This window comes from Saccharopolyspora dendranthemae, assembly GCF_007829955.1.
GTDB classification, from domain to species: Bacteria; Actinomycetota; Actinomycetes; order Mycobacteriales; family Pseudonocardiaceae; genus Saccharopolyspora; species Saccharopolyspora dendranthemae.
In genome coordinates this window covers 158,824-184,408 of record NZ_VIWX01000006.1, presented here as the reverse complement: position 1 = coordinate 184,408, position 25,585 = coordinate 158,824, and the positions used below count along the sequence as shown (strand labels likewise).

Below are 25,585 nucleotides of genomic sequence, written 5' to 3'. Positions count from 1 at the left end.
CGGCGCCGACCGGGGGTGCGGGGTGTCCCCGCATGGCACAGGAGGCGGTGTGAGGCCCACTTTTCGTCCTTCTCGCGGCGCCGACCGGGGCGCGGGGCGTCCCCGACGAGCACAGGAGGCGGTGTGAACAGCTGGCGGACGCGGTTGACGCCGCCGTTCTTGGCGATCGTGTTCTCCGCGGTGCTCTGCAGCGCGGTGCTGCTGGTCTCCGGAGCCGATCCGCTCGCGACGCTGGCGGAGATGATCGCGCAGGTCGGTCGCGGGACGACCGCCGTGGACATCATCAACACGGCGGGCGCGTACTACCTGGTGGCGATCGCGGCTGCGATCGGTTTCCAGATGAACCTGCTCAACATCGGCATCGAGGGCCAGTGCCGGCTCGCGGCGTGCGTCGCCGCGATCGTCGCCGGATCGGTGAGCCTCCCGTTCGGGCTGCACGCCGCGCTCGTCGTGGTGGTCGGCGCGGTCACCGGGGCCGTGTGGTGCGGGATCGCGGCGGTGCTCAAGGTCTACCGCGGGGTGTCCGAGGTGATCTCCACGATCATGCTCAACACCCTGTCGATCGGCGTGATCGCTTTCCTGGTGCGGGTGTTCGGCGAGATGCGCGGCAACAGCCAGGGCACGGCCATCATCCCGGACAGCGGCACGGTGCCGGGCCTCTCGCTCGGCGGTGCGGGAACGGTGTTCGGACTCGTCCTGCTGGCCGTGCTGGTCGGCATCGGCTACGCGCTGCTGATGGATCGGACCCGATACGGTTTCGAGCTGCGCGCTTCCGGGCTCTCGCCCACGGCCGCCCGCGCGGGCGGCGTCAACTCCAAGCGCATGATCCTGTCCGCGATGCTCATCTCCGGAGCGATCGCGGGCCTGGCCGGGCTGCCGGAGATCCTCGGCCGCGACCACACCTTCACCGTCAACTTCCCGACCGGCTACGGCTTCGCCGGCCTGGCGATCGCACTGCTGGGCCGCAACCACCCGCTCGGCGTTGCCTTCGGCGCCCTGCTGTGGTCGTTCCTGGACAAGAGTTCGCTGACGCTGGACAACATCGGAGTCCCGAAGGAGATCGTGACCATCCTGCAGGGAACCATCGTGCTGTCGGTGGTGGTCGCCTACGAGCTGGTGCGCCGCCGCGAACTGGCCGCCGAGCAGCGCAGGGTCGGCAAGGTCCTGGAGACCGCCGAACCGGTCGCCGCGAGCGGAGGTGAGCGGGCATGACCGCCGCGCTTCAGGAGAAGGTCCCGGCCGCCCGCGGCGGCGGGACGAAGATGCCGGGCTGGGCCCGGGTGCTGCTGTGGGTCGCGGTCGGGTTCGTCGCGCTGTCGATCACCTCGTACCAGACCGGGGTACCGCAGCTGACCGGCTCGGGCACGGTGCAGGCCGCCGTGCGACTGGGCATCCCGATCCTGCTGGCCGCGCTCGGCGGTCTGTGGGCGGAACGAGCCGGCGTGATCAACATCGGGCTCGAAGGCATGATGATCATGGGCACCTGGGGTGGCGCCTGGGCCGGGTACCAGTGGGGTCCGCTCGCCGGACTCGTCGCCGCGGCGCTGTTCGGCGGGCTCGGCGGGCTGCTGCACGCGATCGCGACGGTGTCCTTCGGCGTCAACCACATCGTCTCCGGTGTGGCGATCAACCTGCTCGGAGCGGGTGCGGCGAAGTACCTCTCGACGCTGCTCTTCGAGCCGGTCTCGCAGAACCCCCGGCAGTCGCCGCCGGTGCCGAAGTTCGACACCTACTCGATGCAGCCGCTGGCCACCTGGCTTCAGCAGCTGGAGGACATGCAGCGGGCCGTGATCTCCGACATCGCGGGCATCCTCGGAGGTCTCGTCTCCGGCGTCTCGCCGCTGACGATGCTGGCCTACCTGCTGGTCCCGGCGAGCTACCTGGTGCTGTGGCGCTCGCCGTTCGGGCTGCGGCTGCGGTCCTGCGGCGAGAACCCGGTCGCCGCCGAATCCCTCGGCGTGAACGTCTACCGGTACAAGTACCTCGCCGTGATCATCTCGGGCGCGCTGGCGGGCATCGGTGGTGCGGCGCTGATCCTCAACCCGGGTCAGGCCGGCTACCTGGAGGGCCAGACCAACAACCGCGGTTACATCGGCCTCGCCGCGATGATCTTCGGCAACTGGCGCCCGGGCGGTCTGCTCGGCGGTGCCGCGCTGTTCGGCTACTCCGACGGCCTGCAGCTGCGCAGCGGCGAGACCAGCGTGCACGCCCTGTTCTACGGTGCGACGCTGCTGCTCGTGGTGGTCGCGGCACTGCAGGTCTGGCGGCGCAGCTGGTTCGCCGCCGGGATCTCGCTGGTGGCGTCGGCGGCGATGTACTCGGTCTACTGGTTCACCGACGAGCTGCCCGAGGAGCTGACCGCCTACACGCCGCACCTGGTCACGCTGGTCGTGCTGGGCGTGGCAGCGCAGCAGCTCCGACCACCGGAAGCCAACGGCCTGCAATACCGGAGAGGTGCCGACCAGTGACGGAGCCCGACTGGGACTCGTTGCGCGCCAAGGCGGTCGAGGCCGCCGCGCTGGCCTACTGCCCCTACTCCGGGCTGCAGGTCGGCGCGGCGGCGCTGTGCGACGACGGGCGCGTGGTGACCGGCTGCAACGTCGAGAACGGTTCGTACGGCGTGACGTTGTGTGCGGAGTGCACGATGGCGGGGCAGTTGCGGTTGACCGGCGGTGGCCGCTTCGTCGCCGTCGCCTGCCGCAGCGGTACCGGGGACCTGCTCATGCCCTGCGGTCGCTGCCGCCAGCTGCTGCACGAGCTCGGAGGGCCGGACTGCCTGGTCGACACCCCGCACGGCCCGCTCCCGATGACCCAGGTCCTCCCCGACGCCTTCCAGCTCTAGGAGCTGTTGAGGAGTGGTTCTGCGCATGCCGCATTACCCCAGGGGTGGGGGGAAGTTTTCATGAAAACTTCCCCCCACACCCACACGACGGTGTCTCCCGGCGCGCTCGCGCCGAGGCGTTCAGATTCCCCGCCTGTCAGGCGTGTTCAGGGGGTCGGAGGTCGGGTGAAGATGACCAGTGGTGATGTGAGGAGGCGACATGCATTCCGCGGTTGAGGTGATCCGGGCCAAGCGCGACGGGCTGCGGCTCAGCGATGAGCAGATCGACTGGGTCATCGACGCCTACACCCGAGGTGATGTCGCGGACGAGCAGATGTCCGCGCTGGCCATGGCGGTGCTGCTGCGCGGCATGACCCGGGAGGAGACCGCCCGGTGGACCGCCGCGATGGTGGCCTCCGGTGAGACCCTCGCGCTCGGCGGTGTCGGCAGGCCCACTGTGGACAAGCACTCCACCGGCGGTGTCGGCGACAAGATCACGTTGCCGCTCACGCCGCTGGTCGCCGCGTGCGGCGCGGCGGTGCCGCAGCTCTCGGGCAGGGGACTGGGCCACACCGGTGGCACGCTGGACAAGCTGGAGTCGATCCCCGGCTGGCGGGCGAACCTCTCGGCCGACGAGATCCGGGACCGGCTGCGCGACGTCGGCGGGGTGGTCTGCGCGGCGACCGAGGGCCTGGCCCCCGCTGATCGCAAGCTCTACGCGCTGCGCGACGTCACCGGCACGGTGGAGTCCGTGCCGCTGATCGCCAGCTCGATCATGAGCAAGAAGATCGCCGAAGGCGTGGAGTCGCTGGTCCTCGACGTCAAGTGCGGCTCGGGCGCTTTCATGAAGGACCTGGACCAGGCGAGGGAGCTGGCCACCGCCCTGGTGGGCATCGGGGACGCCAACGGGCTGCGCATCAGCGCGCTGATCACCGACATGTCGGCGCCGCTCGGCCGTGCGGCGGGCAACGCTCTGGAGGTCGCCGAGAGCGTCGAGGTGCTGCGCGGTGGTGGGCCGCCGGACGTCGTGGAGCTGACCGTGGCTCTGGCCCGAGAGATGCTGGACCGCGCGGGAGTGTCCGATGTGGACCCCGCCGAGGTGCTGGCCGATGGCCGCGCCTACGACGTCTGGTGCCGGATGATCTCCGCCCAGGGCGGGGATCCCGAAGCCGAGCTGCCGCAGGCCGCACACGTCGAGACGGTCACCGCACCCGCGTCAGGCGCGCTCACCCGGCTCGACGCCTACGCCGTCGGGCTCGCCGCGTGGCGGCTGGGAGCGGGCCGGGCCCGCAAGGAGGACTCGGTCGATCACGCGGCGGGCGTGCTGTGCCTGGTCAAACCCGGGGAGCGGGTGACCGAGGGGCAGCCGCTGCTGGAACTGCGCACCGACCGCCCCGACACCCTCGCCGGGGCTCGCGAAGCGCTCGCGGGTGCTTACGACATCAGCGGTGCCGACGTGGAGCCGACACCGCTGATTCTCGACAAGGTCACCGCTGACCGATGAGATCCCGCTCCCCGCACCGCGATGCGGGGAGCGGAACGCTCGTCAGGCGCTTTCGGCGGTGAAGTCCTCGTCCCCGCCTTCGATCGCCTTGTTCTCGCCGTTGTTGTCCCGCTTGGCGCTCTTCGAGCGGCCGCGGCGCTGCTGACGGGGCAGCGTGGTGGGCGGCGGCGGGCTGGACTGCGCGCTGCCGCCGAGGATGAGCTCGGCGAAGGTGGCCATGGCCTCGTCCAGCTGGCCGGCGTGCCGCTGCTCGCTCTCCTCGTTGGCCTCGCGGACCAGGGAGTTGAGCTTGTCGGCGTCGGGACGCTGGGACAGCGTGCCGGACAGCTGCGAGAGGTTCTGGGACAGCGTGCCGCCCAGCTCGCCGAGACCGGACTTGACGCCCTCCTCGACGTTGTCCAACCGGGTGCTGACGCCCTGCTCGACGCTGTCGATGCGGGTGTTGACGTTGTCCTCGACCTGGGTGAGCCGGCCGGAGACCTGGTCCAGCCGGTCGGTCAGCGCCTCGAGGCGTCCGGCCAGGTCGTTGAGCTTGTCGGTCGGGTCCACGGCCGGGCGCTCGGCGAGGTGGTCCAGCTTGGCGTCCAGCTGGTCGCGGGAGCCGGAAACGGCGTCCGCGAGCTCCTTCTGGGACGCGGCGAGCTCCTTCTGGGCCTCGTTGAGGTCCTTCTGGGTGCTGCCCGCGGACTCGGTGACCGCGCGCTGCAGCGCCTCGCGGGTTCCGTCGAGGTGCTCGTGCACGCCCTCGTCGATCTCGGCGAACCGGCCGCGCAGGCTGGTCTCCAGCGAGTCGACGCGGTCGCGCATCGGGTCGTTGACCGACGCGGGAAGGGCTTCGAGGCGGTTGTCCTGCTTGTCCAGGTGCGCGCCGAGCTCGTCCATGCGGCTGTGGATGTGGCCGAGCTTGTCCTCCAGGCCGTCCATGCGGCCGGACACGCCGTCCATCCGCCCGGCGACGCCGTCGAGACGGCCGTCGAGCTGGGCGAAGGGCTTGGCGAGCTTGTCCACCACGGCCTCGACGGCACCCTTGAGGTCCAGCAGTGCACCGTCGTGCGCTTCCAGCTTGGACAGCGCCTCGTCGAGCCGCTCGGCGAGCACGCTGACCTCGGTGCGGTCGGGCAGCTCGGACAGGCGCTTGCGCACGGAGCCCAGGGACTCCAGCGGGGAGAGCCGGGCATGGATTTCGTCGAGTGCGTCGAAAATCTGCTGCTGTTCGCTTTCGCGGATCTCAGCCGCACGCGTGAGCATGTTGCGCATGCGGTCGAACGACATGTTCTCGGTCACGGCTAGAGGCGTCCTTCGTCGAGGGGGGTGAGGACCTCAGAAGCGTAGCCACTCTCTTCTCGCGCCCATAGCCGCCCCCCGTTACATTCCGCGACATTGATCGGCCATTTGGGTCTGATTGGCGGTGTGCTATTGGGCTGTTCGCATCAGTGGACCGGAACTGAATGCTCCAAGAAACGTGATTGCCTCCATACGGGTGAGTTTTTTCGCGGAGCCCCTTCGGCCAATGGGTTGTGAACCCCGAACGGCGCAGTGGTGGATAGCCGTTGAACTGCGCTGAAGTCGTTGGGTGATCATGCGGTGGCACTGTGTGAGTCACCCCAACGCTGCGGGTAACGTAGTCGCATGTCGACACCGGTGAACCTGGAAAACATCCGGCAGGCGCCGAAGGTGCTGCTGCACGATCACCTCGACGGCGGGCTGCGTCCGCAGACCGTCCTCGATCTCGCCCACGAAGGCGGGTATTCCGGCTTGCCGCACGACAACGCCGATGACCTCGCGCGGTGGTTCGTGATGGCAGCGGACTCGGGCTCGTTGGAGCGCTACCTGGAGACCTTCGCGCACACAGTGGGGGTCATGCAGACCGCCGAAGCGCTGTCGCGGGTAGCGGCCGAAGCAGCTGAAGACCTCGCCGACGACGGCGTCGTCTACGCGGAAGTCCGGTACGCGCCGGAACTGTTCCAGGAACAGGGCTTGACCCTGGACGAAATCGTGCAAGCGGTGCAGGACGGTTTCCGCGAAGGAGAGCGCCGCGCCGAGGCCGCGGGCAAGAGAATCCGAATCGGGACGTTGCTGTGCGCGATGCGGCAGAACGCGCGATCCACCGAAATCGCCAACCTTGCGATTCGGTATCGGGACGCGCAGGTCGTGGGCTTCGACATCGCGGGCCCGGAAGCGGGATTCCCGCCCACCCGCAACCTCGACGCCTTCGAATACCTGCGGCAGCAGAACGCGCATTTCACCATTCACGCCGGTGAGGCGTTCGGATTGCCCTCGATCTGGGAGGCGATCCAGCACTGCGGCGCGGAACGGCTCGGGCACGGAGTGCGCATCGTCGACGACATCAAGGTCGATGACGACGGCACCGCGCACCTGGGACGACTGGCCTCCTACGTGCGGGATCGCCGGATCCCGCTGGAGATGTGCCCGTCGTCGAACCTGCAGACCGGCGCGGCGCCGTCGATCGCCGAGCACCCCATCGGCCTGCTGGCCAGGATGCGCTTCCGGGTCACCATCAACACCGACAACCGGCTGATGAGCCATTGCTCGATGTCCAGCGAATTCGCCGCGCTCCACGAGGCCTTCGGCTACGGCTGGGAGGACTTCCAGTGGTTCACGGTGAACGCGATGAAGTCGTCGTTCCTCGGGTTCGACGAGCGGCTGGAGATCATCAACGAGCAGATCAAACCGAAGTATTCGGACATGTTGGCCTGACCGGCGCGCTGCGGGCACTAGGCTGCGGACCTCCGGCGGCACACCGCCGTGTCGCCGGAGAGCCCGCAGCTGCTCGCCGTTGCGGGGCCTGGAGGCGCAGGTGAGTAGGGGCAGCGAACCCACGTTGATCGCATCGGTCCAGCGGGCCCTGCGGTTGCTGGAGGTCGTCGGCGAACATCCTGGCGGGGTCACGGCGAAATCCCTCGCCCGCAGCACCGGGTTGGCGCTGCCGACGACGTACCACCTGCTGCGCACCCTCGTCCACGAGGGATATCTGGCCAAGCTGGACGACGGCGCGTTCATCGTCGGCGGGCAGGTGACCGGGTTGCACGACGCCGCGCTGGTGCAGCAGGTGCGCGGCAGGATCCGCGGCCTCATGGTCGAGCTCCGCGAAGATCTCAGGGCCGCGATCTACCTGGCCCGCTACCACGACGGCGAGGTGCAGGTCGACGAGATCGTCGACAGCCCGCGCGCGCCGAGGGTCGACGCCTGGGTGGACTTCCGGGAGGCCGCGCACGCCACCGCGGTCGGCAAGTGCCTGCTGTCCGGGCTGAGCGAGGACGAGCGCGCGGACCACTTCCACCGGTACCCGCCGGAGAACCTCACGCCGCGCACCATCACCGGGTTGCGCGAGCTGGTGGAGCGTCCCGAGCAGTCGCTGGTCACCGACACCGAGGAGTACTCGCTGGGCACGGCGTGCCTGGCGGCCCGCGTGCTGGGCCCGGGTTCGCCGGTCACGCTCGCGATCTCGTTCCCCGCCCGCAGGCTCGCCACCACCGGCCAGTACGTCCTGCCGTTGCGCTCGGCGGCCGGTGAGATCTCCCGGGTCCTGGCGCTGGCCGGCGGGCGGGCGGCCTGGACCTGACGCCGCGCTCGATCACCATCTGAAAAGCCGCGCCTTGTCAACCCCTCCGGCTCGTCGGATGATCTTCGCAAGCGGCCAGTGAGGGGTACCCGATGCCACCGGGCGACGAGCGGATGTTGCTGCGCGACGTCCGAGCCGGTTCGACGATCGCGTTCGCGGAGCTCTACGCCCTGCACAGAACCGCGGCCCGCACCACGGCCCTGCAAGTCGCGGTGGTCCCGTCGGACGCCGACGACCTCGTCTCCGAGGCATTCACCAAGATCCTCGACGTGCTGCGCAGGGGCGGCGGTCCGGATCGGGCGTTCCGCGCCTACCTCCTCACCACGATCCGCAACCTCGCGACGGCGTCGAACGCCAAGTCCCGCCGCACGTTCCTCACCGCGGACCTGGAGGAGTTCTGCGCGCCGCAGGACCCGGTGTCCTGCACCGATCCCGCCGACGGCGAGCTCGAACGGGCCCGGGTGAGCGAGGCGTTCGCCCGGCTCCCGAAGCGCTGGCGGCAGGTCCTGTGGTCGGTCGAGGTGGAGAACCAGACCCCGTCGGAGCTGAGCCGCCGCTTCAACCTGAGCCGCAACAGCGCGGCGGCGCTGGTCTACCGGGCGAGGAAGGGGCTGCGGCAGGCCTACGAGCGGAACCTGCGCACCAGAAAGCTCACCACTCTCGCGTGAGCGCGGAATTTCGTTGCTTGGCGGTGCGGGTGGCGGAACCGCACACGCCGTCTGGACTCCGTGCGCCACTCCTGATGTCTTCCGCTTACCCCGGGGTGGACATCGGCGTCGCGGCGTACTCGCCAGACAGCGTGTGAGAACCCGCGGCGGTGCCAGCTGAGTCCCACACCTGAAACAACGGCACCCGCCGCACTGGATGCGACTCCACGAACCCCGCGCGCGCCTGGTCAGTGCTTGCGGAAGCGGTCTTCGAGTTGGGACACGAGGGTGCGCCAGGCCTCGACCTCGGCGTCGAACGGTGCGCTCGGGGGCATCCGGTTCGGGCTCGGGCGCAGGATGAACGACACGAGCCAGCCCAGCCGTTCCGAGGACTGCAGGGCCTTCTCGGCGCTGTCGTCGCCCGACCAGGCCGCCGCGTCCAGCAGCAGCTCCTCGGCGAGGTCCAGCTGCGTGGAGTCCACTTCGGACGGACCTTCGGCGAGGTCGGTGTCCAGGCCGTTGAGCACGTAGGTGTTGTCGGATTCGACCTCCACCTCGAGCTCACCTCCGACGGCCGCGTCGCGCAGCTGCTGCCAGGTGGCGACCCGGGCCAGGTCGGTGTTCTCGACGGCTTCGTCGTCGGCGAGGAACCTGGCCAGCGCGCGCGACGAGGGGAACACGTCGATCTTGCCGTCGCTGCCGAGGAAGACCGGGTCGTCGCCGAGGTAGCAGCGCAGCGTGTAGAGCTCGCTGTCGCTGGTGATGATCTGGATCGGGTCGATGCCGATCTCGCCCCAGAAGCCGGGTTCGACCTCGTCGATCTCGTCCACGTCGTCGGAGGGCGCGGAGCGGGTGCTCTCCTCGTCGGAGTCGGTCTCGGTGGCCTCGGCGAGCTCGGTCTCGGCGGTGGCGACCGCGTCCGCGGGCACGTCCGGAGTGCTCACGACGCCGTCGACGGCGTCGAGCACCTCGTCCCAGCGCTCCACCACGACCTTGCACAGCTCGTTCCAGCGCTTCTGGCCGTCGCGGCCGTTGAAGGCCAGCATCCCCTGGTTGAGCAGGGAGAAGCCGTCCGCGGCGTCGAGGACCTCGTCGACGGCGTCGAGCTCGCACACCTCGGCCAGCGACCGGGTGATCTCGACGATCTCGGCGAGCTCGGCGACGGTCCACGTGTCCAGCGGCTCCGCGACGAGCTCCGGGACGCCGACCAGGTCGAACTGGTGGTTCTCGTCCGGGCTGAGCTCGACGGCCGACAGCGCGGGCACCACGTGCCACGCCGGGTGGTCGTCGAGATCGTGCTCCCGTGCTGTGCGCACGAACGCGGCGAGCCGCGCGGGATCGGGGAATCCGTAGAGGTCGTCCCCGTATCCGAGGAACGCTTCCCACTCTTCCCCATCTTCGCGCCAGTGCGGTGCCCACAGGGTGACGACGTCTCCCTGCGGCAGCCCGAGCTCGATGGGGACGATGTCCTGCGCCATCTCTCTACCTCCGGTCACCGGAACCAGACCCCGCGGGAGCCTACGGGTTGGCCGTGGACGGCTTGTGCCCTGGTCCGGTGTCACCGTAGCTGGTTCGATCATTGCAACGGTCGACGGAACAGTTGGTAACGATCATTCGTCGGTGCGGGGACTTCGGGGCAATCGGGGTCCCCTGTTCGGCCCAGCGCGCTCACCGCTCGTCGGCGAAGTCCCCATTGGCGGTACCGTCCGGGTGCGCCGCAGGCGACCATGATCGGAATGTATGTCACGGAGCTGTGGACTCAGATCGCGCAATGGCTCGAACGACATGCGCCGGTCACCGCAGCCGCCCTTCGTCCTCCCGCCCGGGAGCCGGATTTCACCGAGTTGGAGGCCGAGTTCTCCGTCGAGCTCCCGGGTGATCTGCGCGAGCTGTGGCTCCGCTGCGGTGGGACCGATGGCGAGTTGGCGGACGTGCTCCCGCCCTTCTACACGCCCTACGGCGCCGAGCAGGCGTTGTCGGCGTGGCGCGATCACCGCAAGACCTGGACGGCGCAGTGGGAACGGCCGGCCTGCGACTACTACGCGGGTTCGCCGGGGTCCAGCTTCCACCCGTCGTGGATCCCGATCGCGGGCGACGGTTTCGCCGACGAGCTGGTGGTCGACCTGCGTCCGGGGCCGCTGCGCGGATGCGTCCTGGAGTGGGAGCAGGAGCACGCGCAGGTGCTGCGACCGGAGTGGCAGGGCATCGCGGCGATGCTCGCCGACGTCCACCGCTCGTTGGTCGAAGGCGCGCCCGCCGGGCACAGCTACCCGACGGTGACCGAGGACGGCCGCCTGGACTGGCAGATCCGCTGATCAGATCCCCATCGGAGTTCCGGTGGGGATCTTTTCTGACCTACTAGTTGGCGTCGCACACTAGTCGGTGTTACGTTCTAGGCATGGCGGAACGGACGACGACCAGGCAGACGCAATGGCTGCGCGGGGTGCTCGACCTCGCGGTGCTGGCGCTGCTGGCCGAGGGCGGAGAGGGCTACGGCTACACGCTGCTGCAGCGGTTGGCCGAAGCCGGACTGCCGGACATGAAGGCCGGGACGCTCTACCCGCTGCTCAACCGGCTGGCCGCGGACGGCCTGCTGCAGGCGGAGTGGCGGGCGGGCGAAGGAGGCCCGGGTCGGAAGTTCTTCTCTCTGACCGATCAGGGCCGCGCCGCGCTGGTGGAGATGGGACCGAAGTGGGTCGAGTTCGCCCGGAACTCGATCACCGTTGTGGAACGAGGGGTGCAAGCATGATGACGCTGGACAAGTACACCGATGACCTGCACAAGGCACTGCGCTTTCACGAGATCTCCGGCGAGCGCACGGGTGAGGTGCTCGCCGAGGTCGAGGCGCACGTGGCCGAGACCGGGGAGGACCCGGTGGACGCGTTCGGGAAGCCGCGCGACTACGCGCGGCAGGTCGCCGCGCAGCTCGACCCGTCCACCGGCAAGCGCTCGACCGGCGGCATCGTGGTTTCCTTCATCGCCATCGCGACCCTGGCCCTGTTCGGCCAGACCTTCTTCGGCGACGGGATCGCGCTCGACGAGGCCGGTGTGGGCTACACGCTGCGCGACGTCGTGGCGATGCCGCTGCTGCTGGTCGCGGTCATCGCAGTGGCCCTGCTGGTCTACCTCGCGCGCACGGCTTCGGAGAACAACAAGCTCTACGGCGGCGGGGCCGTTCTGGTGCTGATCGCGGGCCTGGGCGCCCAGGTGCTCTGCAACAAGAACCTCGATGACGCAACGCCGGTCATCACCGCGCCGAGCTGGCTGATCCTCACCCTCGGCGTCGTCTTCCTCATCGGCATGTTCGCGATGCTCGCGCAGTCCATCCGGCGAGGCCGGGTCCGGTACCCGAAGAAGCACTGACACGGCCCGGGGGGCGGAGGTCTCTACTGAGGCCGCTCACGTCCCCACGGGGTGCCAGACGGTCTTGATCTCGGTGAAGGCGCGCAGGCGCTGCAGGTCGGGTTCGCCGGTCCAGTCGGGTTCGCTCCGGACCGGCAGCACCCGCTTGACGGTGTCGGCCGCCGAGCGCGCCAGCTCGCCGCGCAGCTGCTCCGGAGCTCCGGTCGGGTCCAGCGCGTTGACGTCGGCGTGCGAAGCCAGCCACGGGCCGAGCTCGGCGGCGAGCCCGCTCACGATGTTGACCACGCCGCCGGGGACGTCGGAGGTGGCCAGCACCTCGGCGAAGGTGATCGCGGGCAGCGGTCGCTCACCGGAAGCGACGACCACGCAGGTGTTGCCCGCGGCGATCACCGGGGCCACCACGCTGACCAGTCCGAGCAGCGACGACTCCTGCGGCGCGAGCACTCCCACGACACCGGTAGGTTCGGGCGTGCTGAACGAGAAGTACGGCCCCGCGACCGGGTTGGACGCCCCGAGCACCATCGCGATCTTGTCGGTCCAGCCCGCGTACCAGACGACCCGATCGATCGCGGTGTCCACAGCGGACAGTGCTTCCTCCCGCGAGACGCCCTCGGCGGCGGAGACCTCGGCGGCGAACTGCTCGCGCCTCCCCTCCATCATCTCGGCGATGCGGAACAGCACCTGCCCCCGGTTGTAGGCGGTGGCACCGGACCAGCCGCCGAACGCCTTGCGCGCAGCGGCGACGGCGTCGCGCACGTCCTTGCGGGAGGCGTGCGCGACGTTGGCCAGGAACTCCCCGTCCGCACCGCTCACGGCGAACACCCGTCCCGATTCGGAGCGCGGGAACGCGCCACCGATGTAGAGCTTGCAGGTCTTGGCGACGGCCACCCGGCCGGGAACGTCAGACATCGAGGTACGCCTCCAAACCAGCCCGGCCGCCCTCTCGGCCGAACCCGGATTCCCGGTAACCGCCGAAGGGCGCGGTCGGGTCGAACCGGTTGAACGTGTTCGCCCACACCACCCCGGCGCGGAGCTTCTGAGCCGCCCACAGGATCCGCGAGCCCTTCTCGCTCCAGACCCCCGCCGACAGCCCGTACGGGGTGTTGTTGGCCTTGGCGATCGCCTCGTCCGGAGTCCGGAACGTCAGCACCGACAGGACCGGGCCGAAGATCTCCTCGCGGGCTATCCGCATCGACTGGTGCACCTCGGAGAACACCGTCGGCGCGAAGAAGAAGCCGCGTTCGGGCAGCTCGCACGGGCTGCTCCAGCGCTCGGCTCCTTCGGCGGCAGCGCCGTCCGCCAGCTCGGTGATCTTCGTCAGCTGCTCGGCGGAGTTGATGGCGCCCACGTCGGTGTTCTTGTCGAGCGGGTCGCCCACGCGCAGCGTGCTGACCCTCGCGCGCAACTTCTCCAGCAGCTCCTCGGCCACGCTCTCCTGCACCAGCAGGCGAGAACCCGCGCAGCACACCTGGCCCTGGTTGAAGAAGATGCCGTTGACGATGCCCTCGACGGTCTGGTCCAGCGGAGCGTCGTCGAAGACGATGTTGGCGGCCTTGCCGCCCAGCTCCAGCGTCAGCTTCTTGCCCGACCCGGCGACCGTGCGCTGGATCTGCTTGCCGACCTCGGTCGAACCGGTGAAGGCCACCTTGTCCGCACCGGGATGACCCACCAGCGCGGCCCCGACATCGCCCGCGCCCGAAACGATGTTCACCACACCGGCGGGCAGTCCGGCCTGCGCGCAGATGTCGGCGAACACCAGGGCGCTCAGCGGCGTGGTCTCGGCGGGCTTGAGCACGACGGTGTTCCCGCAGGCCAGTGCGGGTGCGATCTTCCACGCCAGCATCAGCAGCGGGAAGTTCCACGGGATCACCTGAGCGGCAACGCCCAGCGACTTCGGGTTCGGCCCGAAGCCGGCGTAGTCGAGCTTGTCGGCCCAGCCCGCGTGGTGGAAGAAGTGCGCGGCGGCGGTGGGGACGTCGACGTCGCGGGCTTCCTTGATCGGCTTGCCGTTGTCGAGCGTCTCCAGCACCGCGAGCTCGCGGCTGCGCTCCTGGATCAGCCGCGCGATCCGGAACAGGTACTTCGCCCGCTCCTTGCCGGGCAGCTTCGACCACACCTCGTCGTACGCGCGGCGAGCGGCCGCGACCGCGCGGTCCACGTCGCCGGTGTCGGCGGAGGCCACCTCGGCGAGGATCTCCTCCGTCGCCGGGTTGATGGTCTTGATGGGCTGGCCGCCGCCGTCGACGAACTCACCGCCGACGAACATCCGGTAGTTCGGCTTGAGGTCGGCGAGCTCGCGCGATTCCAACGCGGGCGCGTACTCCCAAGGGCTGGTCATCCGTCCACCGCCACGTAGTCGGGGCCGCTGTAGTGGCCTTCGAGCTGGGTCCGCCGCTGCATCAGCAGATCGTTGAGCAGGCTCGACGCGCCGAACCGGAACAGGTCCGGGTCGAGCCATTCCGGCCCGGCGACCTCGTGCACCGCCACCAGGTAGCGCACCGCGTCCTTGGTGTTGCGGATGCCGCCTGCCGGTTTGACGCCGCGCAGCTCACCGGTGGTGTCCCGCCAGTCGCGCACGGCCTGCAGCATCAGGTGCGTGACGGGCAGCGTCGCGGCGGGGGAGACCTTGCCGGTGGAGGTCTTGATGAAGTCGCCCCCGGCCAGCAGCGCCAACCACGAGGCCCTGCGCACGTTGTCGTAGGTCGCGAGCTCACCGGTCTCCAGGATGACCTTCAGGTGCGCGTCGCCGCACGCGGCCTTGACGGCCTTGATCTCGTCGAAGACCTGCCCGTAGCGCCCGGCCAGGAACGCGCCCCGGTCGATGACCATGTCGATCTCGTCGGCGCCCGCCGACACCGCGTGCTCCACGTCGGCGAGCTTCACGGCCTGCGCGGCTCGCCCGGACGGGAACGAGGTGGCCACCGACGCCACGTGGACGCCGGATCCGGCGAGCTCGTCGACGGCGGTCGAGGCCAGGTCGGAGTACACGCACACCGCCGCGACCTGCGGAACACCGGCCTGACCGGGATCCGGTCGCATGGCCTTGGCGCACAGCGCCCGGACCTTGCCCTCGGTGTCGGCCCCTTCCAGCGTCGTCAGGTCGACCATGGAGATGGCGGTGTCGATGGCCCACGTCTTCGAGGCCTTCTTGATGCTGCGGGTCGCCAACCCCGCTGCCCGCTGCTCCAGTCCCACCTGGTCAACGCCGGGGAGACCGTGCAGGAAGCGGCGCAACGACCGGTCGTCCCGCACGGCGTCGTCAAGATCGAACGGCGTCCATGCCATACCCGCAGTCTAGGTCGGGAACGGCGCCACGCGTCCCCGGTGGAGCGATCACGCCAACAACGCGCAAGCCGCGCGAAAGAAACGCGGAGGAGTCTGCATTTCTCCTGATCAACGCGTCGAACGGAGAAATCATGAACGGACGTCGGCGAACCTCGCTGGCCGCGATCCTGGCGATACCCATCCTGCTGCCCGCGGTCGCTGTGGCGCAGCAGCAGCCGTCCGCGGACGATTTCGTCCTGGAGAAGCAGGAGGCGGCCGGGACCCCGGCTCCGGTCGAGGAACTGGAACGGGCACTTCCTCGGCAAGGCGTTCAGGACCTCCTCGCCGAGGGAAACCGGCGAGCCGAACCCGGTTGCGAGCCCACCAACCCGGAGATGTCTGAGACGCCCTCGCGCAGCTACTGCTTCGCAGAAGGGGACAACGACACCTACGACTGGTATCCGCAGGGGATCACCACCGTCAGTGACGCCCAGCGGGATGAACTCTGGGGAAGCAAGCAGGCCATCCTCGTCAGCTGGTACGACAAAGCGAAGGGCGATGGCAATCCCGGTGACGAGGGCATCGAGAAGGGCGCGCGGGTCAGCTTTCTCGACCCGGAGACGAACCAATACCAGCACGTTCTGCTCGTCTACCCGTTCGAGGGGAAGAACGGCGCCTCGTACGAGGCCGTGACGAACCCGCAGAAGAACTCGCCGGATCATCCGCCCAAGAGCACCCACGCCGGAGGCATCGTCTGGTACGGGAACTACCTCTACATGGCCGACACGCATCGCGGCATCAGGGTCTTCGACATGCGGCACATCCTCGATCTCAAGGCCGCCGGCGATGAGGGGGACATCTCCGACGAGCGCAAGGTCGGTTTCGACGGGGACAAGTACTACGGGTACGGCTACCGGTACGTGCTTCCGCAGGTCGCGACGTGGCAGCAACCGGGGTTCGACGCCGAGGACCCAGAGGGTGGCTGCGCGGCGGACGCCCCGCCGGTGTATTCCTACCTCTCGCTGGACCGCAGCACGGTTCCGGACCGCCTGATCAGCGGCGAGTTCTGCGGCAAGGGCAAATACTCCGGGCGTGTCGCGACCTGGTCGATGAACGGCGAGAACGGCACGCCTGCAGCTGACGGCCGGACGTGGCGAGCGGACGAAGTACACGAGTTGCCGAAGGATCTCGTACCGGGCGATCCGGAGGAGGGGACCAAGGAAAAGGATGCCGGTCTGGTCCAGGGTGTGACCGCGTACGGAGACAAGTGGTTCATCAGTCGGCTCAGCGGCGGCGGCAGGCATTCCAACGGGCACCTGATCACCATGTCCGTCCGGGACGGCGAGATGGTCAACGAGGGGTGCCGCAAGGTCGCGGCGGGCGTCCAGAACCTCTCCTACTGGAGAGGGCGGGATGAGCTCTGGTCCCTGGCCGAACACCCGGATGACGGCGATACCGAGCAGAAGGAGCGTCGAGTCCTCTACGCACTGCCACCGGTTCCCGAAGGCGACCAGACGAGCTGCCACAACTGATCATGAACGGACGTGCGGGCAACGTCCCCGACCTGGTGGACGAATACGAGAACTGCGGCAATCGTCGTTGCGATTGCCGCAGTTCTCTCAGGGCGCTCACCGGAGGTGGCTGTTCTCCGGTGAGCCGTCGGTGAGCGCGTGTGGAGAAGTCCAGCGCAAGCTGTCGATCGGGTGGAAGTCGTTCGTTCTCACGTCGCCCGGTACGACTAGTTCAGGCCCTTGTCACACAAATCGACGATGCGCGGGCCGCCCGCGTTGGCTTTGCTGAACAGGTCGCGGTCTTGAGCCGCGCGACCCGCGTGGGGGCAGGCGGGTTTTTCCAGGGCGGCGCGTTCTGCTGCCGCTCGTTGGGTACTTGGGAGGCCGAATGCCCGAGGACGCCGCTGTCACGCCCATCCCACGTGCTCGGGAGGGCGCACCGGAGCCATCGCTGGGGGCGGATCCGAGCTCGGACGAACTCGTCCAGCACCTGGTTCGAGCCCTGGTCCGCCGCGTTGCCGAGATCACCGGGCAGAGCCGGGTTCCGCGCCGCCCCCTGATGGACACCGCCGAACTGGGCGTGCGCTGCGTCCTGCTGCCGATCACACCGCCGGTCGCCGAGCTGCTGAGCCCCCGCGAAGCCGAAATCGCCCGCATGGTCGGCCTCGGCTACACCAACCGAGCGATCGCCACGGTCCTCGACATCAGCCTCTACACGGTGTCCGCGCACATGCGCAGGATCTTCACCAAGCTCGACGTCGGCTCCAGAGCGGCCATGGTCGCAGCCCTCTCCAACAACCCGGACCTCTACACCCAATGACCAGGCACAACCCCGGTTCCCCCCAACGGCGCGGCTTCACCCGAACGGGGCATTTCCCAGTTTTAGTCCAAACCGAGGACGCTTCGTGCCCGAAATGTCCGCTCAGTTATGACTAAAACTGGGAAATGCGGCGCAACTCCTACCCCGCGGCCCGAGGATCACGCCGCGATGGTGCCGAGCTCGGGGAGGTCGGTTCTCACCGCTGCTGGCGGAGGGTGGTGAGGAAGTCGTTCCAGCGGTCGCGGTCGAAGGCGAGGGTGCCGCCGGCGCGGTCCTTCGTGTCCCGGACACCGACGGCGTCAGCGGTCACGGCGACCTCGACGCAGGAGGCGTTGCTGGCGCTGCGAGTCGACTTCCGCCATTCGCCTGGGCTGAACTCCATACGGCGATACTAAAGGCGCGTCACAACGAATTGAAGCTCTCGCGGACCAGGGCCAGAGAATCCTCGCGGCTCAGCGCTGCTTTAGCGGCCTCGGAATGAGCCAGCGCATATTCGCGCACCGTCAGCTGGTCCGTGATCAGGCTCGTCGACGTGACCGTCTCCTGCCAGATCAGCGTGGGGAGCGTTCCGTTCGGGAAGGTCATGATGTGAAAGGCTGACCCGCCCATCGCGTGGTGCCCGGTCGCTTCGAACGGGACGACGAGCACTTCGAGGGTTTGGTGCAGCTCGTCGATGAGACGTGCCAGGTGTTCTAGCTGCCGTTTGAGGACCCCCGGACCGCCGATCTGCTGGCGTATCACGGCTTCGCTCATGACTGCGGTCATTCGCAGCGGGTCCCTTCCTCGGAGCCGTTGTTGTCGAACGAGCCGCGCTTCGGACCTCGGATCGACTTCTGCCAATCGCACGTTGGGGCTTCCGGATTCGATGACCGCGCGGGCGTACTCCTCGGTCTGAAGCAGTCCGTTGAACAACCCACTGTCGTAGGTGTGCGCGCTTTCTGCTCCGTGCTCGTATCCGAAGAAGCGCAGCAGCTCGTCGGGGAAGATCGCCGAGTAGCGAGTCCACCAGCCGCGATGACTGGCTTGTTCGCGGAGCTGGCGGAGCTCGTCAGCTTCGTCGCTGTCGAACTCGTAGACCTCGATCAGCTCGCCCAGCCTGTCGGGGGAGAGGTTCTTCTTGCCCTTCTCCACTTCCGAGAGGTATGCGCCGGTGATGCCGACGCGCTTGGCGGCACCAGTTCCGTTGAGTCCTACTGCTTCTCGCTGCTGTCTGATCCGCAGGCCTAGAGCCCAGTTCGCGACGGTCGGTGAGCTTGGAGCCACGGGAACTCCGCCTTTCCATGATCACACATCTGGGTGCACTGGCTAGCTAATTAGCCAGACCAACCTATAGGTTGATCTCAAGCGGTGACGATAGCAACACGCAGGGTCATCGCCTGTGGTGGTGCCGGTCGGTCTTCCTCCCCCGATTCCCGGCCGGCGCCCCGCTTCCGGAAACCACTGGGAGGCACCGTGCCCGAGTTCTTCAACGGTCAGCGGCTGGTCGCCTACTGGCGACCGCACGGGGGGCTCCGCCACGGCCTGCACCCCACGGAACCGCCGCATCCCGGCGAGGAGCGCGAAACCCTCTGCGGCGAGACGATCCCCATCGGCAAACCGACCGCGATCGACTGGCTCTCCCCGACCTGCGAAACCTGCTGGCTGGCGGCCACGACGACCCGAGACCGCCTCCAGACCCCGCCCAACCGCGACAACGCCTGAAGGTCACCCCTCGCAAGGACGCTCTTCGGCGAGCTCTTCGCGCACCAAGGCCCGTTCGGCGTCGGTGTAATCGCGGTCGCTGACCCCGCAGAGCTCCGCGAACCAGGACTGGGGCTCGCCGGGAATCGAGTCCGAGGGGCCGCCGAAGTGGCTCAGGAAGAGCCTGCCGTTCTCCACAGTCACATCACCTCCGCTGGAGGTGGTGGTGAACTCCGTGATGACCTTCCGCCCCCGCCAGTCGAGGACTTCCAGCTGAGCTGTGCCGTCGAGGAGCAGGTAGTCGCCGAAGAACCCGTACGCTCCCGCGGCGTCGATGGGAATGCTCTCCACCGGGCGGTTCTCGTCCAGGTCGACGACGACCGCGACCTTCGACGCGGTGACGGCCGCGTACCTCCCGGCCGGGTCGGTGGCAGGCGTCGCCTGTCCGACGGTGGGTCCGACTGCGATCGCCGGGCCGGAGGACCGCGTGCGGAGGTTCCACGTGGTGAGCGATTCGTCGCTTCGGACCAGCACCTCGTCCGGATGCCCGGGACGACCGACCACCGAGACCGAGCTCCAGTCCGTGTTCGGTCCCTTGCCGGGCAGGACGTTCAGCGGCGGACGGGTGATCCGCCAGGTTTCCGGGTCGAAGCCCGTGACCTGCCCCCGGTATTCGATCAGCACTTCGTCCCGTTTCGTGGAGACGAGGGAAGGCAGGTGCAGGTACCTGTTGAACTCATCGCCGAACCCCGGCGGGCCGGGTATGGGGATTTCCCGCAGGACTGACAGATCCGCCGCGTTCTGCACGCGCAACTTCCCGGGCAACATCGAGATGAGTTGCTCGCCGGTCGTGTCGAAGGCGAAAGACCCCTCGTCCTCGTAGCTGGGGACGTCCAAGCGCCCGACGAACCTCCGCTCCCCATCGAGAACGTGGGCTTGCTGGCTCTGGTTCGAGGCCACCAACCGGTTGCCGTCCGGGCTGGTCACCATCACGCTCTCGGGCTGCAGCCGCTCTTCAGAGGTCGTGCGCAGGTCGCTGATGTGGACGGAGCCTTCGCGCGATGTCAGCGCCGTGAGCGTGCCGCGCGGGCCGGTGACGACGCTCGTCCCCTCGCTCGAAGTGGTTCCGCTGAACCAGGTTCGCGCCGGGTCGGTCAGCCCACTGCGCTTTCCCGATGAGTCGACGACCTCGTGGACGGAGTCGGAGCTGCCGGAGCCTCGAATCAGCAGGTGGCGACCCGCGTTGTCGGTCTTGTGGCACTCTCCGGCAGTGCCCTGAGTCAACTCCCGGCCGGTCAGGGTGTCAGCGACCGTGTAGCTGCTGTCCGCGCAGCGGAACGAGGAGACCCCCGAATCAAGCAGGGACCAGCCGTTGCGGGCGCTGAGCTCGGCCCCCGTCCGGGTATCGCGGACGACTGTCCAGGGTTCATCCCCGGGTTGGCCCGGGGCGGAGCGATCTTCCTGGCTGACGATGTGATGACCGCCAGGGAGCGGGAATGCCGACCTGGTGATGCCGGACGGCTTCACGTAGCCGGTGGGGTGCCGCTGCCGCGCAGGGACGTTCCACAGCGTCGCGACCTCGGTCGTCTCCTCCGGCATCGTGAGCAGCCACTGGCCGTCGTGGCTGAAACTCGCGTAGTCGACACCGGAATCCGCCAGCACCATCGGCGGGTGGTGGCCGGTCAGGTCCCACAGCGTGAGTGCGCCGGACGTGTCCAGCTCGGCGAGCGATGCCCCGTCGGAGCTGAGCACGAGCCTGTTCTCGCGGTTCACCTGGAGCGGTTCCGAGCGCGGTCGCGGTCCCGCCGGATCCCGGATCACCCGCACCGGGTCGGTCGGGTCGGTGGCAACGGTGATCGCGGTCCGGCCGTCGGCGCTGACCTGCAGGGAATCGTAGGGACTGAGAACACCCGTGAGCTCCGGCGACAGCACTCGGTCCACGCCGCGGTGGAAGAGCCGCTGCCGCAGGAGCGCACCGATCGCGGCCGGGCTGTCCGGATCTGTCTTGTAGGCGGCGAGCGCGAGTTGCAGCGCGGTGGCGCTGTTGCCCTCCGCCGCGCTGGTGGACTCCTCGGCCAGGGTGGTGGCGTCGGCTTCGCGGAGCCGTTGGTCGAGCTGGGCGTTGCTCCTGGTGGTGATCACCACCAGGACCGCTGCGACCAGTGCCAGGACGCTGACCACCGCCGTGATGTTGCGCCAGCGTCGGCGGTCCCGGGTCTGGGCGGCGGTGCTGCGGCGGACGAACTGGCGCTGGGCCTCGGGGATGTCGTCGGGGCGCGCGGCGAGCCAGGACTCGGCCTCGGCCAGCGGGGCGTCGCGGAGGACTCCGCCGGAATCGTGCAGGTCGGTGAGTTTCGCGCGCCAGGACAGGAAGTCCGCGTCCTCGGTGAGCCAGTCGCGCAGCCTCGGCCAGTGGTCGATGAGGGCCTGGTGCGTGAGGTTGACGCGCTGGTCCTCGATGACGACCAGCCGTTTCGCCGCGAGCTGGTGGGCGGTGTTGCGCGAGGACGCGTCGAGATCGCCGAGCTCGGCGCTGCGGCGGGCGTGGCCGCCTTCGCCGTCCGGGCGGGTCAGCAGGGTGAGCAGGCTTCTCGCCCGGTCGTTGTCCAGTTCGGCGAGGGCGGCGTCGGCGGCGGCGCTGAGCGCACCCGGAACCCGGCCCAGGGCTTCGTAGTCCTCGTGCGTCAGCCAGCCTCCGCGACGGCGTTCGCACAGTTCCTGCAGGACCAGCGAGACCAGCGGTAACGCGCCGGTTCCCGCCGCCGTGTCGTCCAGGATGCGGCGCACCAGACCGGCTTCGAAGGCCAGCCCGCCGACCGCGGCGGCCGGTCCTTCGATGGCGGTGGTGAGCTGTTCGGCGACATCGGCTCCAGGAACCAGACCGCGCGGTTGAGCTCGGCGGCGGTGTCCTTGGTGATCAGGTCGTCGACCGAGCGGGAGCGCAAGGTCAGCACGGCGTGATGTCCCAGCTCGACGAGCCTGGCCAGCCGCTGCCGGGCGGCCTCGGGATCGGCGATGACCGCCTCTTCGAACTGGTCCAGCACCAGCAGCGGCCCGGACTCCTCCGGGATCTCCTGCTCCGGGCGGAGTTCCAGCCAGTCGTCGACCCGAGGCAGCAAACCGGCCTTCACCAGTGACGACTTGCCGCTTCCCGAAGGTCCCGCGACCGCCACGATGCGCTGCTCCCCGAATATTTCGACGAGCTTGTCCACCTCCTCGTCGCGGCCGTGGAACAGCTCCGCGTCGACCTCGGTGAAGGGACGCAGTCCTCGATACGGGTTGCGGGTGGGCGAGGTCCACGCCTCGCCGAGCGCGGTCGTCGGCACCAGGTGCGCCGTGGTCCGGTTGCGGGCCGAGGTCGTGACGACCATGCCCACCACGTCGCCGGTCTCCTGGTCCCACACCGGGGCGCCGCTGAAACCGGGCTCGATGGCCCAGTGATCGGGGTCGACCGCCATCTGGATCCGGCCCGCGGCCTGAGCGCCCACGAGACGACCCGTGACCCACACGCCGTCGGGCATGTCGCGCGGGAACCCGAACGTGCGGAAGCGGTGATCGCGGACCTCGCCGCTGATCCGCGCGGGCACCGGCAGCGCGCCGGCAGGCGGATCGTCCAGCCGCAGGATCGCCACGTCCAGCGCTTCGTCGCGCTCCACGACCTGCGCCGGCAAGCCGCGCACACCCAACCGCGAGAAGTCGACGATCACCGAGTCGGCATCGCCGACCACGTGCGCGCAGGTCGCGATCACCTCGGGTGCGACCAGGAAACCGGCGCCCAGCACCTGCTGGCCGTCGCGGACCCGAACCAGCGCCGGGTCCAGCGGATCGGCGGCCAGGCCGGTCATCCCTTCTTGACGCCGTCCCACTCGATGGAGACCTTGAAGTTGGCCTCGCCGGTGGACTTCGCGACCGCGAGGTTGGCCTCGCCGGTCACCTTGATGCCGAACTCCACGTTGACCTTCGAGGGCGGCTGGTCCATCGCGCGGAGCTCGCCGAGCACGGCTTCGGCGGCCGCGCGGATGTTGCCCATGGACTTCTGGACCGACTCCGAGGCCTGCACGACCCGGCCGGCCCCGCTGACCGGGATCGCGCCCTCGTCCTCCGGTGCCTCGATCAACAACTCGCCGCCACCGTCCAGCGGCATCCTGACCAGCTGCCCCATCCTGCGCTCCCCAGGCTCGACTACCTGGCAACGAAGCTAGCGCAGAGATGATCTCCGCAGAGCGCTCTTCGCGGAACTCCCCTGTTCGGCGCAGCAAGCTCTCGGAGGAGATCGGCCGGGAGGAGATCGGCCGGGAGGAGATCGGCCGGGAGGAGTTCGCTCGTTCGGCTGCCGCGAAGCGGGAATGACCGGTTTCGGAGGTGGGTAGGCGACGGGGGAGTTGGTTTTCCGCGTCTTGTGGAGGTCTGCGATGAAGGCCGTCGTCTACCAGGAGCCCTACCGGGTGGCCATCGACGAGGTGGGGCGCCCGGCGATCGGGCATCCCAACGACGTGATCGTGCGGGTGACCTCGACCGCCATCTGCGGTTCCGATCTGCACATGTACGAGGGGCGCACCGCCGCCGAGCCCGGGATCGTGTTCGGGCACGAGAACATGGGCATCATCGAGGAGGTCGGTGACGGCGTCTCCGGCCTGAGCCGGGGTGACCGCGTGGTGATGCCGTTCAACGTCGCCTGCGGGTTCTGCAAGAACTGCATGGCGGGCGACACCGCGTTCTGCCTGACGGTGAACCCCGGGTTCGCCGGTGGCGCCTACGGCTACGTCGCGATGGGGCCCTACACCGGCGGGCAGGCCGAGTACCTGCGAGTTCCGCACGCCGACTTCAACTGCCTGAAGCTGCCGGCCGGAGGCGGTCACGAGACGGACTTCGTGCTGCTGGCCGACATCTTCCCGACCGGCTACCACGGGTGCGAGCTCGCGCAGGTCTCGCCGGGCGAGAGCGTCGCGGTCTACGGCGCCGGGCCGGTCGGCCTGATGGCCGCCTACTCGGCGCTGCTGCGCGGAGCGTCCCGGGTGTTCTGCGTGGACCGCGTGCCGGAGCGGCTGGCCAAGGCCGAGGAGATCGGCGCCCTCCCGATCGACTTCTCGCAGGGCGACCCGGTCCAGCAGATCAAGGACCGGACCGACGGCGAGGGGACCGACAAGGGCGTCGACGCCGTCGGCTACCAGGCGCAGAGCGGCGACGCCTCCAAGGAAGAACCCGCCGTCGTGCTCAACTCGCTGATCGAAACCGTGCGCCCGACCGGACGCCTCGGCGTTCCCGGCCTCTACGTGCCCGCCGACCCCGGCGGCCCCTCGGAGGAGGCGAAGGAGGGGAAGCTGCTGGTCTCCATCGGCAAGATGTTCGAGAAGGGACAGGTCGTCGGCACCGGCCAGTGCAACGTCAAGCGCTACAACCGGCAGCTCCGGGACATGATCATCGAGGGCCGGGCGACGCCGAGCTTCGTCGTCTCCCACGAGCTGCCGCTGGACGAGGCCCCGGACGCCTACGGCAAGTTCGATCAGCGCATCGAGGGGTACACGAAGGTCGTCCTGCACCCGTAGTCCTGCGATCGAGGACACGTCCGCGCAGGTCGGTACCTCGGGGGTGGAAATCGGCCGTTACTGTTGTCGGTCATGAACGTTCGGGTCGTGGACCACCCCCTGGCGAAGTCGCGGTTGTCGACGATGCGCGATGCGCGCACCAACAGCGCCGCGTTCCGGGCCGCCTTGCAGGAGCTCACGCTCATGCTCATCTACGAGGCGATGCGGGACGCCGAGCTGGCGGAGGAACCCATCCACACGCCGGTCGCCAGGACCACCGGCTACCGGATCGGCAACCCGCCGCTGCTGGTCCCGGTGCTGCGCGCCGGGCTGGGCATGGCCGACCAGGCGCACCGGCTGATCCCGGAAGCGCAGATGGGCTTCGTCGGGCTCGCCCGCGACGAGGAGACGCTGCTGCCCACGCCCTACCTCGAATCGCTCCCCGCCGACCTGACCGGCATCCCGGTCCTGGTGCTGGACCCGATGCTGGCCACGGGTGGTTCGATGGTGCACACCATCGAGCTGCTGGTCGAGCGCGGCGCCACCGACGTCACCGCCATCTGCACGCTCGCCGCGCCCGAGGGCGTCCGGCGGCTGGAGGAATCCGGACTGCCGGTGAGCGTGGTGACCGCGAGCATCGACGAACGCCTCAACGAATCCGGCTTCATCGTTCCCGGTCTCGGCGACGCGGGGGACCGCGAGTACGGGGCCGTCTGAGGCGGCGCTCCGCCTCCTGGGATCGCGCGTCGTCCCTGATGCGCGCGTCCCTCACCCGCTCCGAAACCGGTGCGGGGTTCGGTCGCAACGCGAAGTTCAGCACCAATTAGGGCGTTTGATCAGCGCCCGTTTGTCCTGTTCGTGGCACGC

25 protein-coding genes and 1 pseudogene are annotated in these 25,585 nt (G+C 69.0%); 16 read left to right on the top strand and 10 right to left on the bottom strand.

Features of this window, described 5'->3' with window-relative positions:
* The first annotated feature begins 123 nt into the window (after positions 1-123).
* The 4 genes from FHU35_RS25355 (at position 124) to FHU35_RS25340 (ending at position 4,325) form a co-directional block, all read left to right on the top strand.
* Positions 124-1,212: an ABC transporter permease gene (locus tag FHU35_RS25355; protein WP_145744170.1), complete on the top strand. Its 1,089-nt coding sequence runs from the start codon at positions 124-126 to the stop codon at positions 1,210-1,212.
* Positions 1,209-2,468: an ABC transporter permease gene (locus FHU35_RS25350; RefSeq protein ID WP_145744168.1), complete on the top strand. Its 1,260-nt coding sequence runs from the start codon at positions 1,209-1,211 to the stop codon at positions 2,466-2,468. The genes FHU35_RS25355 and FHU35_RS25350 overlap by 4 nt, the downstream gene beginning before the upstream one ends.
* Complete coding sequence (locus FHU35_RS25345) at positions 2,465-2,842, top strand: cytidine deaminase (protein WP_145744166.1); 378 nt, start codon at positions 2,465-2,467, stop codon at positions 2,840-2,842. Before FHU35_RS25350 ends, FHU35_RS25345 begins: the two co-directional genes overlap by 4 nt.
* A 199-nt stretch (positions 2,843-3,041) precedes the next feature.
* On the top strand, positions 3,042-4,325 hold the full coding sequence (locus FHU35_RS25340) for a thymidine phosphorylase (RefSeq protein ID WP_145744164.1): 1,284 nt from the start codon (positions 3,042-3,044) through the stop codon (positions 4,323-4,325).
* 42 nt (positions 4,326-4,367) lie between these two features.
* Here the strand turns inward: FHU35_RS25340 and FHU35_RS25335 are convergent, their stop codons facing one another.
* Positions 4,368-5,609: a hypothetical protein gene (locus FHU35_RS25335; protein WP_145744161.1), complete on the bottom strand. Its 1,242-nt coding sequence runs from the start codon at positions 5,607-5,609 to the stop codon at positions 4,368-4,370.
* A 345-nt stretch (positions 5,610-5,954) separates the two neighbouring features.
* Here FHU35_RS25335 and FHU35_RS25330 point away from each other — a divergent pair, with 345 nt between their 5' ends.
* The 3 genes from FHU35_RS25330 (at position 5,955) to FHU35_RS25320 (ending at position 8,576) form a co-directional block, all read left to right on the top strand.
* Complete coding sequence (locus FHU35_RS25330) at positions 5,955-7,043, top strand: adenosine deaminase (RefSeq protein WP_145744158.1); 1,089 nt, start codon at positions 5,955-5,957, stop codon at positions 7,041-7,043.
* 100 nt (positions 7,044-7,143) lie between these two features.
* Entirely contained in the window at positions 7,144-7,908 is a 765-nt protein-coding gene (locus FHU35_RS25325) for an IclR family transcriptional regulator (protein WP_145744156.1), read from the top strand.
* A gap of 92 nt (positions 7,909-8,000) precedes the next feature.
* Positions 8,001-8,576: an RNA polymerase sigma factor gene (locus FHU35_RS25320; protein ID WP_145744154.1), complete on the top strand. Its 576-nt coding sequence runs from the start codon at positions 8,001-8,003 to the stop codon at positions 8,574-8,576.
* A 227-nt stretch (positions 8,577-8,803) separates the two neighbouring features.
* Here the strand turns inward: FHU35_RS25320 and FHU35_RS25315 are convergent, their stop codons facing one another.
* On the bottom strand, positions 8,804-10,033 hold the full coding sequence (locus FHU35_RS25315) for a primosomal protein (RefSeq protein WP_145744151.1): 1,230 nt from the start codon (positions 10,031-10,033) through the stop codon (positions 8,804-8,806).
* Between the two features lie 258 nt (positions 10,034-10,291).
* Between FHU35_RS25315 and FHU35_RS25310 the strand changes: the two genes are divergently transcribed.
* From FHU35_RS25310 to FHU35_RS25300, 3 genes are all read left to right on the top strand, one after another.
* Positions 10,292-10,870: an SMI1/KNR4 family protein gene (locus tag FHU35_RS25310; RefSeq protein ID WP_145744149.1), complete on the top strand. Its 579-nt coding sequence runs from the start codon at positions 10,292-10,294 to the stop codon at positions 10,868-10,870.
* Between the two features lie 83 nt (positions 10,871-10,953).
* Complete coding sequence (locus tag FHU35_RS25305; protein ID WP_145744147.1) at positions 10,954-11,304, top strand: PadR family transcriptional regulator; 351 nt, start codon at positions 10,954-10,956, stop codon at positions 11,302-11,304.
* A complete protein-coding gene (locus tag FHU35_RS25300) occupies positions 11,304-11,918 on the top strand; it encodes an HAAS signaling domain-containing protein (RefSeq protein ID WP_145744145.1) in 615 nt (204 codons plus the stop codon). The genes FHU35_RS25305 and FHU35_RS25300 overlap by 1 nt, the downstream gene beginning before the upstream one ends.
* 36 nt (positions 11,919-11,954) lie before the next feature.
* On the opposite strand, the gene FHU35_RS25295 is transcribed toward FHU35_RS25300, so the two are convergent.
* The 3 genes from FHU35_RS25295 to deoC are packed head-to-tail and all read right to left on the bottom strand — an operon-like array spanning position 11,955 to position 15,203.
* The gene (locus tag FHU35_RS25295) at positions 11,955-12,827 is read right to left on the bottom strand and encodes an aldehyde dehydrogenase family protein (RefSeq protein ID WP_145744143.1); all 873 of its coding nucleotides are present in this window, start codon (positions 12,825-12,827) and stop codon (positions 11,955-11,957) included.
* Complete coding sequence (locus FHU35_RS25290) at positions 12,820-14,256, bottom strand: aldehyde dehydrogenase family protein (RefSeq protein ID WP_145744141.1); 1,437 nt, start codon at positions 14,254-14,256, stop codon at positions 12,820-12,822. Before FHU35_RS25290 ends, FHU35_RS25295 begins: the two co-directional genes overlap by 8 nt.
* A complete protein-coding gene (deoC, locus tag FHU35_RS25285) occupies positions 14,253-15,203 on the bottom strand; it encodes a deoxyribose-phosphate aldolase (protein ID WP_145744139.1) in 951 nt (316 codons plus the stop codon). The genes FHU35_RS25290 and deoC overlap by 4 nt, the downstream gene beginning before the upstream one ends.
* 131 nt (positions 15,204-15,334) lie before the next feature.
* Between deoC and FHU35_RS25280 the strand changes: the two genes are divergently transcribed.
* Together FHU35_RS25280 and FHU35_RS25275 are read left to right on the top strand one after the other, a co-directional pair.
* The gene (locus tag FHU35_RS25280) at positions 15,335-16,714 is read left to right on the top strand and encodes a hypothetical protein (RefSeq protein WP_145744137.1); all 1,380 of its coding nucleotides are present in this window, start codon (positions 15,335-15,337) and stop codon (positions 16,712-16,714) included.
* Positions 16,715-17,081: 367 nt separating this feature from the next.
* On the top strand, positions 17,082-17,513 hold the full coding sequence (locus tag FHU35_RS25275) for a helix-turn-helix transcriptional regulator (protein WP_145744134.1): 432 nt from the start codon (positions 17,082-17,084) through the stop codon (positions 17,511-17,513).
* A gap of 196 nt (positions 17,514-17,709) precedes the next feature.
* Here FHU35_RS25275 and FHU35_RS25270 read toward each other — a convergent pair whose 3' ends face one another.
* Together FHU35_RS25270 and FHU35_RS25265 are read right to left on the bottom strand one after the other, a co-directional pair.
* Positions 17,710-17,895 carry a DUF397 domain-containing protein gene (locus FHU35_RS25270; RefSeq protein ID WP_145744132.1) on the bottom strand — a complete coding sequence of 62 codons (186 nt, stop codon included), beginning with the start codon at positions 17,893-17,895 and terminating at the stop codon, positions 17,710-17,712.
* Positions 17,896-17,915: 20 nt separating this feature from the next.
* Positions 17,916-18,776 carry a helix-turn-helix domain-containing protein gene (locus FHU35_RS25265; protein ID WP_145744130.1) on the bottom strand — a complete coding sequence of 287 codons (861 nt, stop codon included), beginning with the start codon at positions 18,774-18,776 and terminating at the stop codon, positions 17,916-17,918.
* 189 nt (positions 18,777-18,965) lie between these two features.
* Here FHU35_RS25265 and FHU35_RS25260 point away from each other — a divergent pair, with 189 nt between their 5' ends.
* Complete coding sequence (locus tag FHU35_RS25260) at positions 18,966-19,214, top strand: HC3 family zinc finger protein (RefSeq protein ID WP_186459606.1); 249 nt, start codon at positions 18,966-18,968, stop codon at positions 19,212-19,214.
* A gap of 3 nt (positions 19,215-19,217) precedes the next feature.
* Here the strand turns inward: FHU35_RS25260 and FHU35_RS25255 are convergent, their stop codons facing one another.
* From FHU35_RS25255 to FHU35_RS25245, 3 genes and pseudogenes are all read right to left on the bottom strand, one after another.
* Positions 19,218-22,001 carry a WD40 repeat domain-containing protein gene (locus FHU35_RS25255; RefSeq protein ID WP_342788585.1) on the bottom strand — a complete coding sequence of 928 codons (2,784 nt, stop codon included), beginning with the start codon at positions 21,999-22,001 and terminating at the stop codon, positions 19,218-19,220.
* 305 nt (positions 22,002-22,306) lie between these two features.
* Positions 22,307-23,038 (bottom strand): annotated as a pseudogene (locus tag FHU35_RS30335) (serine protease); the annotation flags it as partial.
* On the bottom strand, positions 23,035-23,355 hold the full coding sequence (locus FHU35_RS25245; RefSeq protein WP_145744121.1) for a CU044_2847 family protein: 321 nt from the start codon (positions 23,353-23,355) through the stop codon (positions 23,035-23,037). The gene FHU35_RS25245 and the pseudogene FHU35_RS30335, both read right to left, overlap by 4 nt.
* A gap of 47 nt (positions 23,356-23,402) precedes the next feature.
* Between FHU35_RS25245 and FHU35_RS29445 the strand changes: the two genes are divergently transcribed.
* From FHU35_RS29445 to upp, 3 genes are all read left to right on the top strand, one after another.
* Entirely contained in the window at positions 23,403-23,543 is a 141-nt protein-coding gene (locus FHU35_RS29445; RefSeq protein WP_186459605.1) for a hypothetical protein, read from the top strand.
* 62 nt (positions 23,544-23,605) lie between these two features.
* Positions 23,606-24,739 carry a glutathione-independent formaldehyde dehydrogenase gene (locus FHU35_RS25240; protein ID WP_145744119.1) on the top strand — a complete coding sequence of 378 codons (1,134 nt, stop codon included), beginning with the start codon at positions 23,606-23,608 and terminating at the stop codon, positions 24,737-24,739.
* A 72-nt stretch (positions 24,740-24,811) separates the two neighbouring features.
* The gene (gene upp, locus FHU35_RS25235) at positions 24,812-25,435 is read left to right on the top strand and encodes a uracil phosphoribosyltransferase (RefSeq protein WP_145744116.1); all 624 of its coding nucleotides are present in this window, start codon (positions 24,812-24,814) and stop codon (positions 25,433-25,435) included.
* The last annotated feature ends 150 nt before the right edge of the window (positions 25,436-25,585 follow it).

What these genes read in the sequence shown, in the direction of transcription:
- upp (WP_145744116.1), top strand. Translation starts at nt 24,812, where the DNA reads ATGAACGTTCGGGTCGTGGACCACCCCCTGGCGAAGTCGCGGTTGTCG.
- FHU35_RS25270 (WP_145744132.1), bottom strand. Translation starts at nt 17,895, where the DNA reads ATGGAGTTCAGCCCAGGCGAATGGCGGAAGTCGACTCGCAGCGCCAGC.
- FHU35_RS25330 (WP_145744158.1), top strand. Translation starts at nt 5,955, where the DNA reads ATGTCGACACCGGTGAACCTGGAAAACATCCGGCAGGCGCCGAAGGTG.
- FHU35_RS25280 (WP_145744137.1), top strand. Translation starts at nt 15,335, where the DNA reads ATGAACGGACGTCGGCGAACCTCGCTGGCCGCGATCCTGGCGATACCC.
- FHU35_RS25315 (WP_145744151.1), bottom strand. Translation starts at nt 10,033, where the DNA reads ATGGCGCAGGACATCGTCCCCATCGAGCTCGGGCTGCCGCAGGGAGAC.
- FHU35_RS25240 (WP_145744119.1), top strand. Translation starts at nt 23,606, where the DNA reads ATGAAGGCCGTCGTCTACCAGGAGCCCTACCGGGTGGCCATCGACGAG.
- deoC (WP_145744139.1), bottom strand. Translation starts at nt 15,203, where the DNA reads ATGGCATGGACGCCGTTCGATCTTGACGACGCCGTGCGGGACGACCGG.
- FHU35_RS25350 (WP_145744168.1), top strand. Translation starts at nt 1,209, where the DNA reads ATGACCGCCGCGCTTCAGGAGAAGGTCCCGGCCGCCCGCGGCGGCGGG.
- FHU35_RS25295 (WP_145744143.1), bottom strand. Translation starts at nt 12,827, where the DNA reads ATGTCTGACGTTCCCGGCCGGGTGGCCGTCGCCAAGACCTGCAAGCTC.
- FHU35_RS25290 (WP_145744141.1), bottom strand. Translation starts at nt 14,256, where the DNA reads ATGACCAGCCCTTGGGAGTACGCGCCCGCGTTGGAATCGCGCGAGCTC.
- FHU35_RS25245 (WP_145744121.1), bottom strand. Translation starts at nt 23,355, where the DNA reads ATGGGGCAGCTGGTCAGGATGCCGCTGGACGGTGGCGGCGAGTTGTTG.
- FHU35_RS29445 (WP_186459605.1), top strand. Translation starts at nt 23,403, where the DNA reads ATGATCTCCGCAGAGCGCTCTTCGCGGAACTCCCCTGTTCGGCGCAGC.
- FHU35_RS25275 (WP_145744134.1), top strand. Translation starts at nt 17,082, where the DNA reads ATGCCCGAGGACGCCGCTGTCACGCCCATCCCACGTGCTCGGGAGGGC.
- FHU35_RS25310 (WP_145744149.1), top strand. Translation starts at nt 10,292, where the DNA reads ATGTATGTCACGGAGCTGTGGACTCAGATCGCGCAATGGCTCGAACGA.
- FHU35_RS25340 (WP_145744164.1), top strand. Translation starts at nt 3,042, where the DNA reads ATGCATTCCGCGGTTGAGGTGATCCGGGCCAAGCGCGACGGGCTGCGG.
- FHU35_RS25320 (WP_145744154.1), top strand. Translation starts at nt 8,001, where the DNA reads ATGCCACCGGGCGACGAGCGGATGTTGCTGCGCGACGTCCGAGCCGGT.
- FHU35_RS25300 (WP_145744145.1), top strand. Translation starts at nt 11,304, where the DNA reads ATGACGCTGGACAAGTACACCGATGACCTGCACAAGGCACTGCGCTTT.
- FHU35_RS25305 (WP_145744147.1), top strand. Translation starts at nt 10,954, where the DNA reads ATGGCGGAACGGACGACGACCAGGCAGACGCAATGGCTGCGCGGGGTG.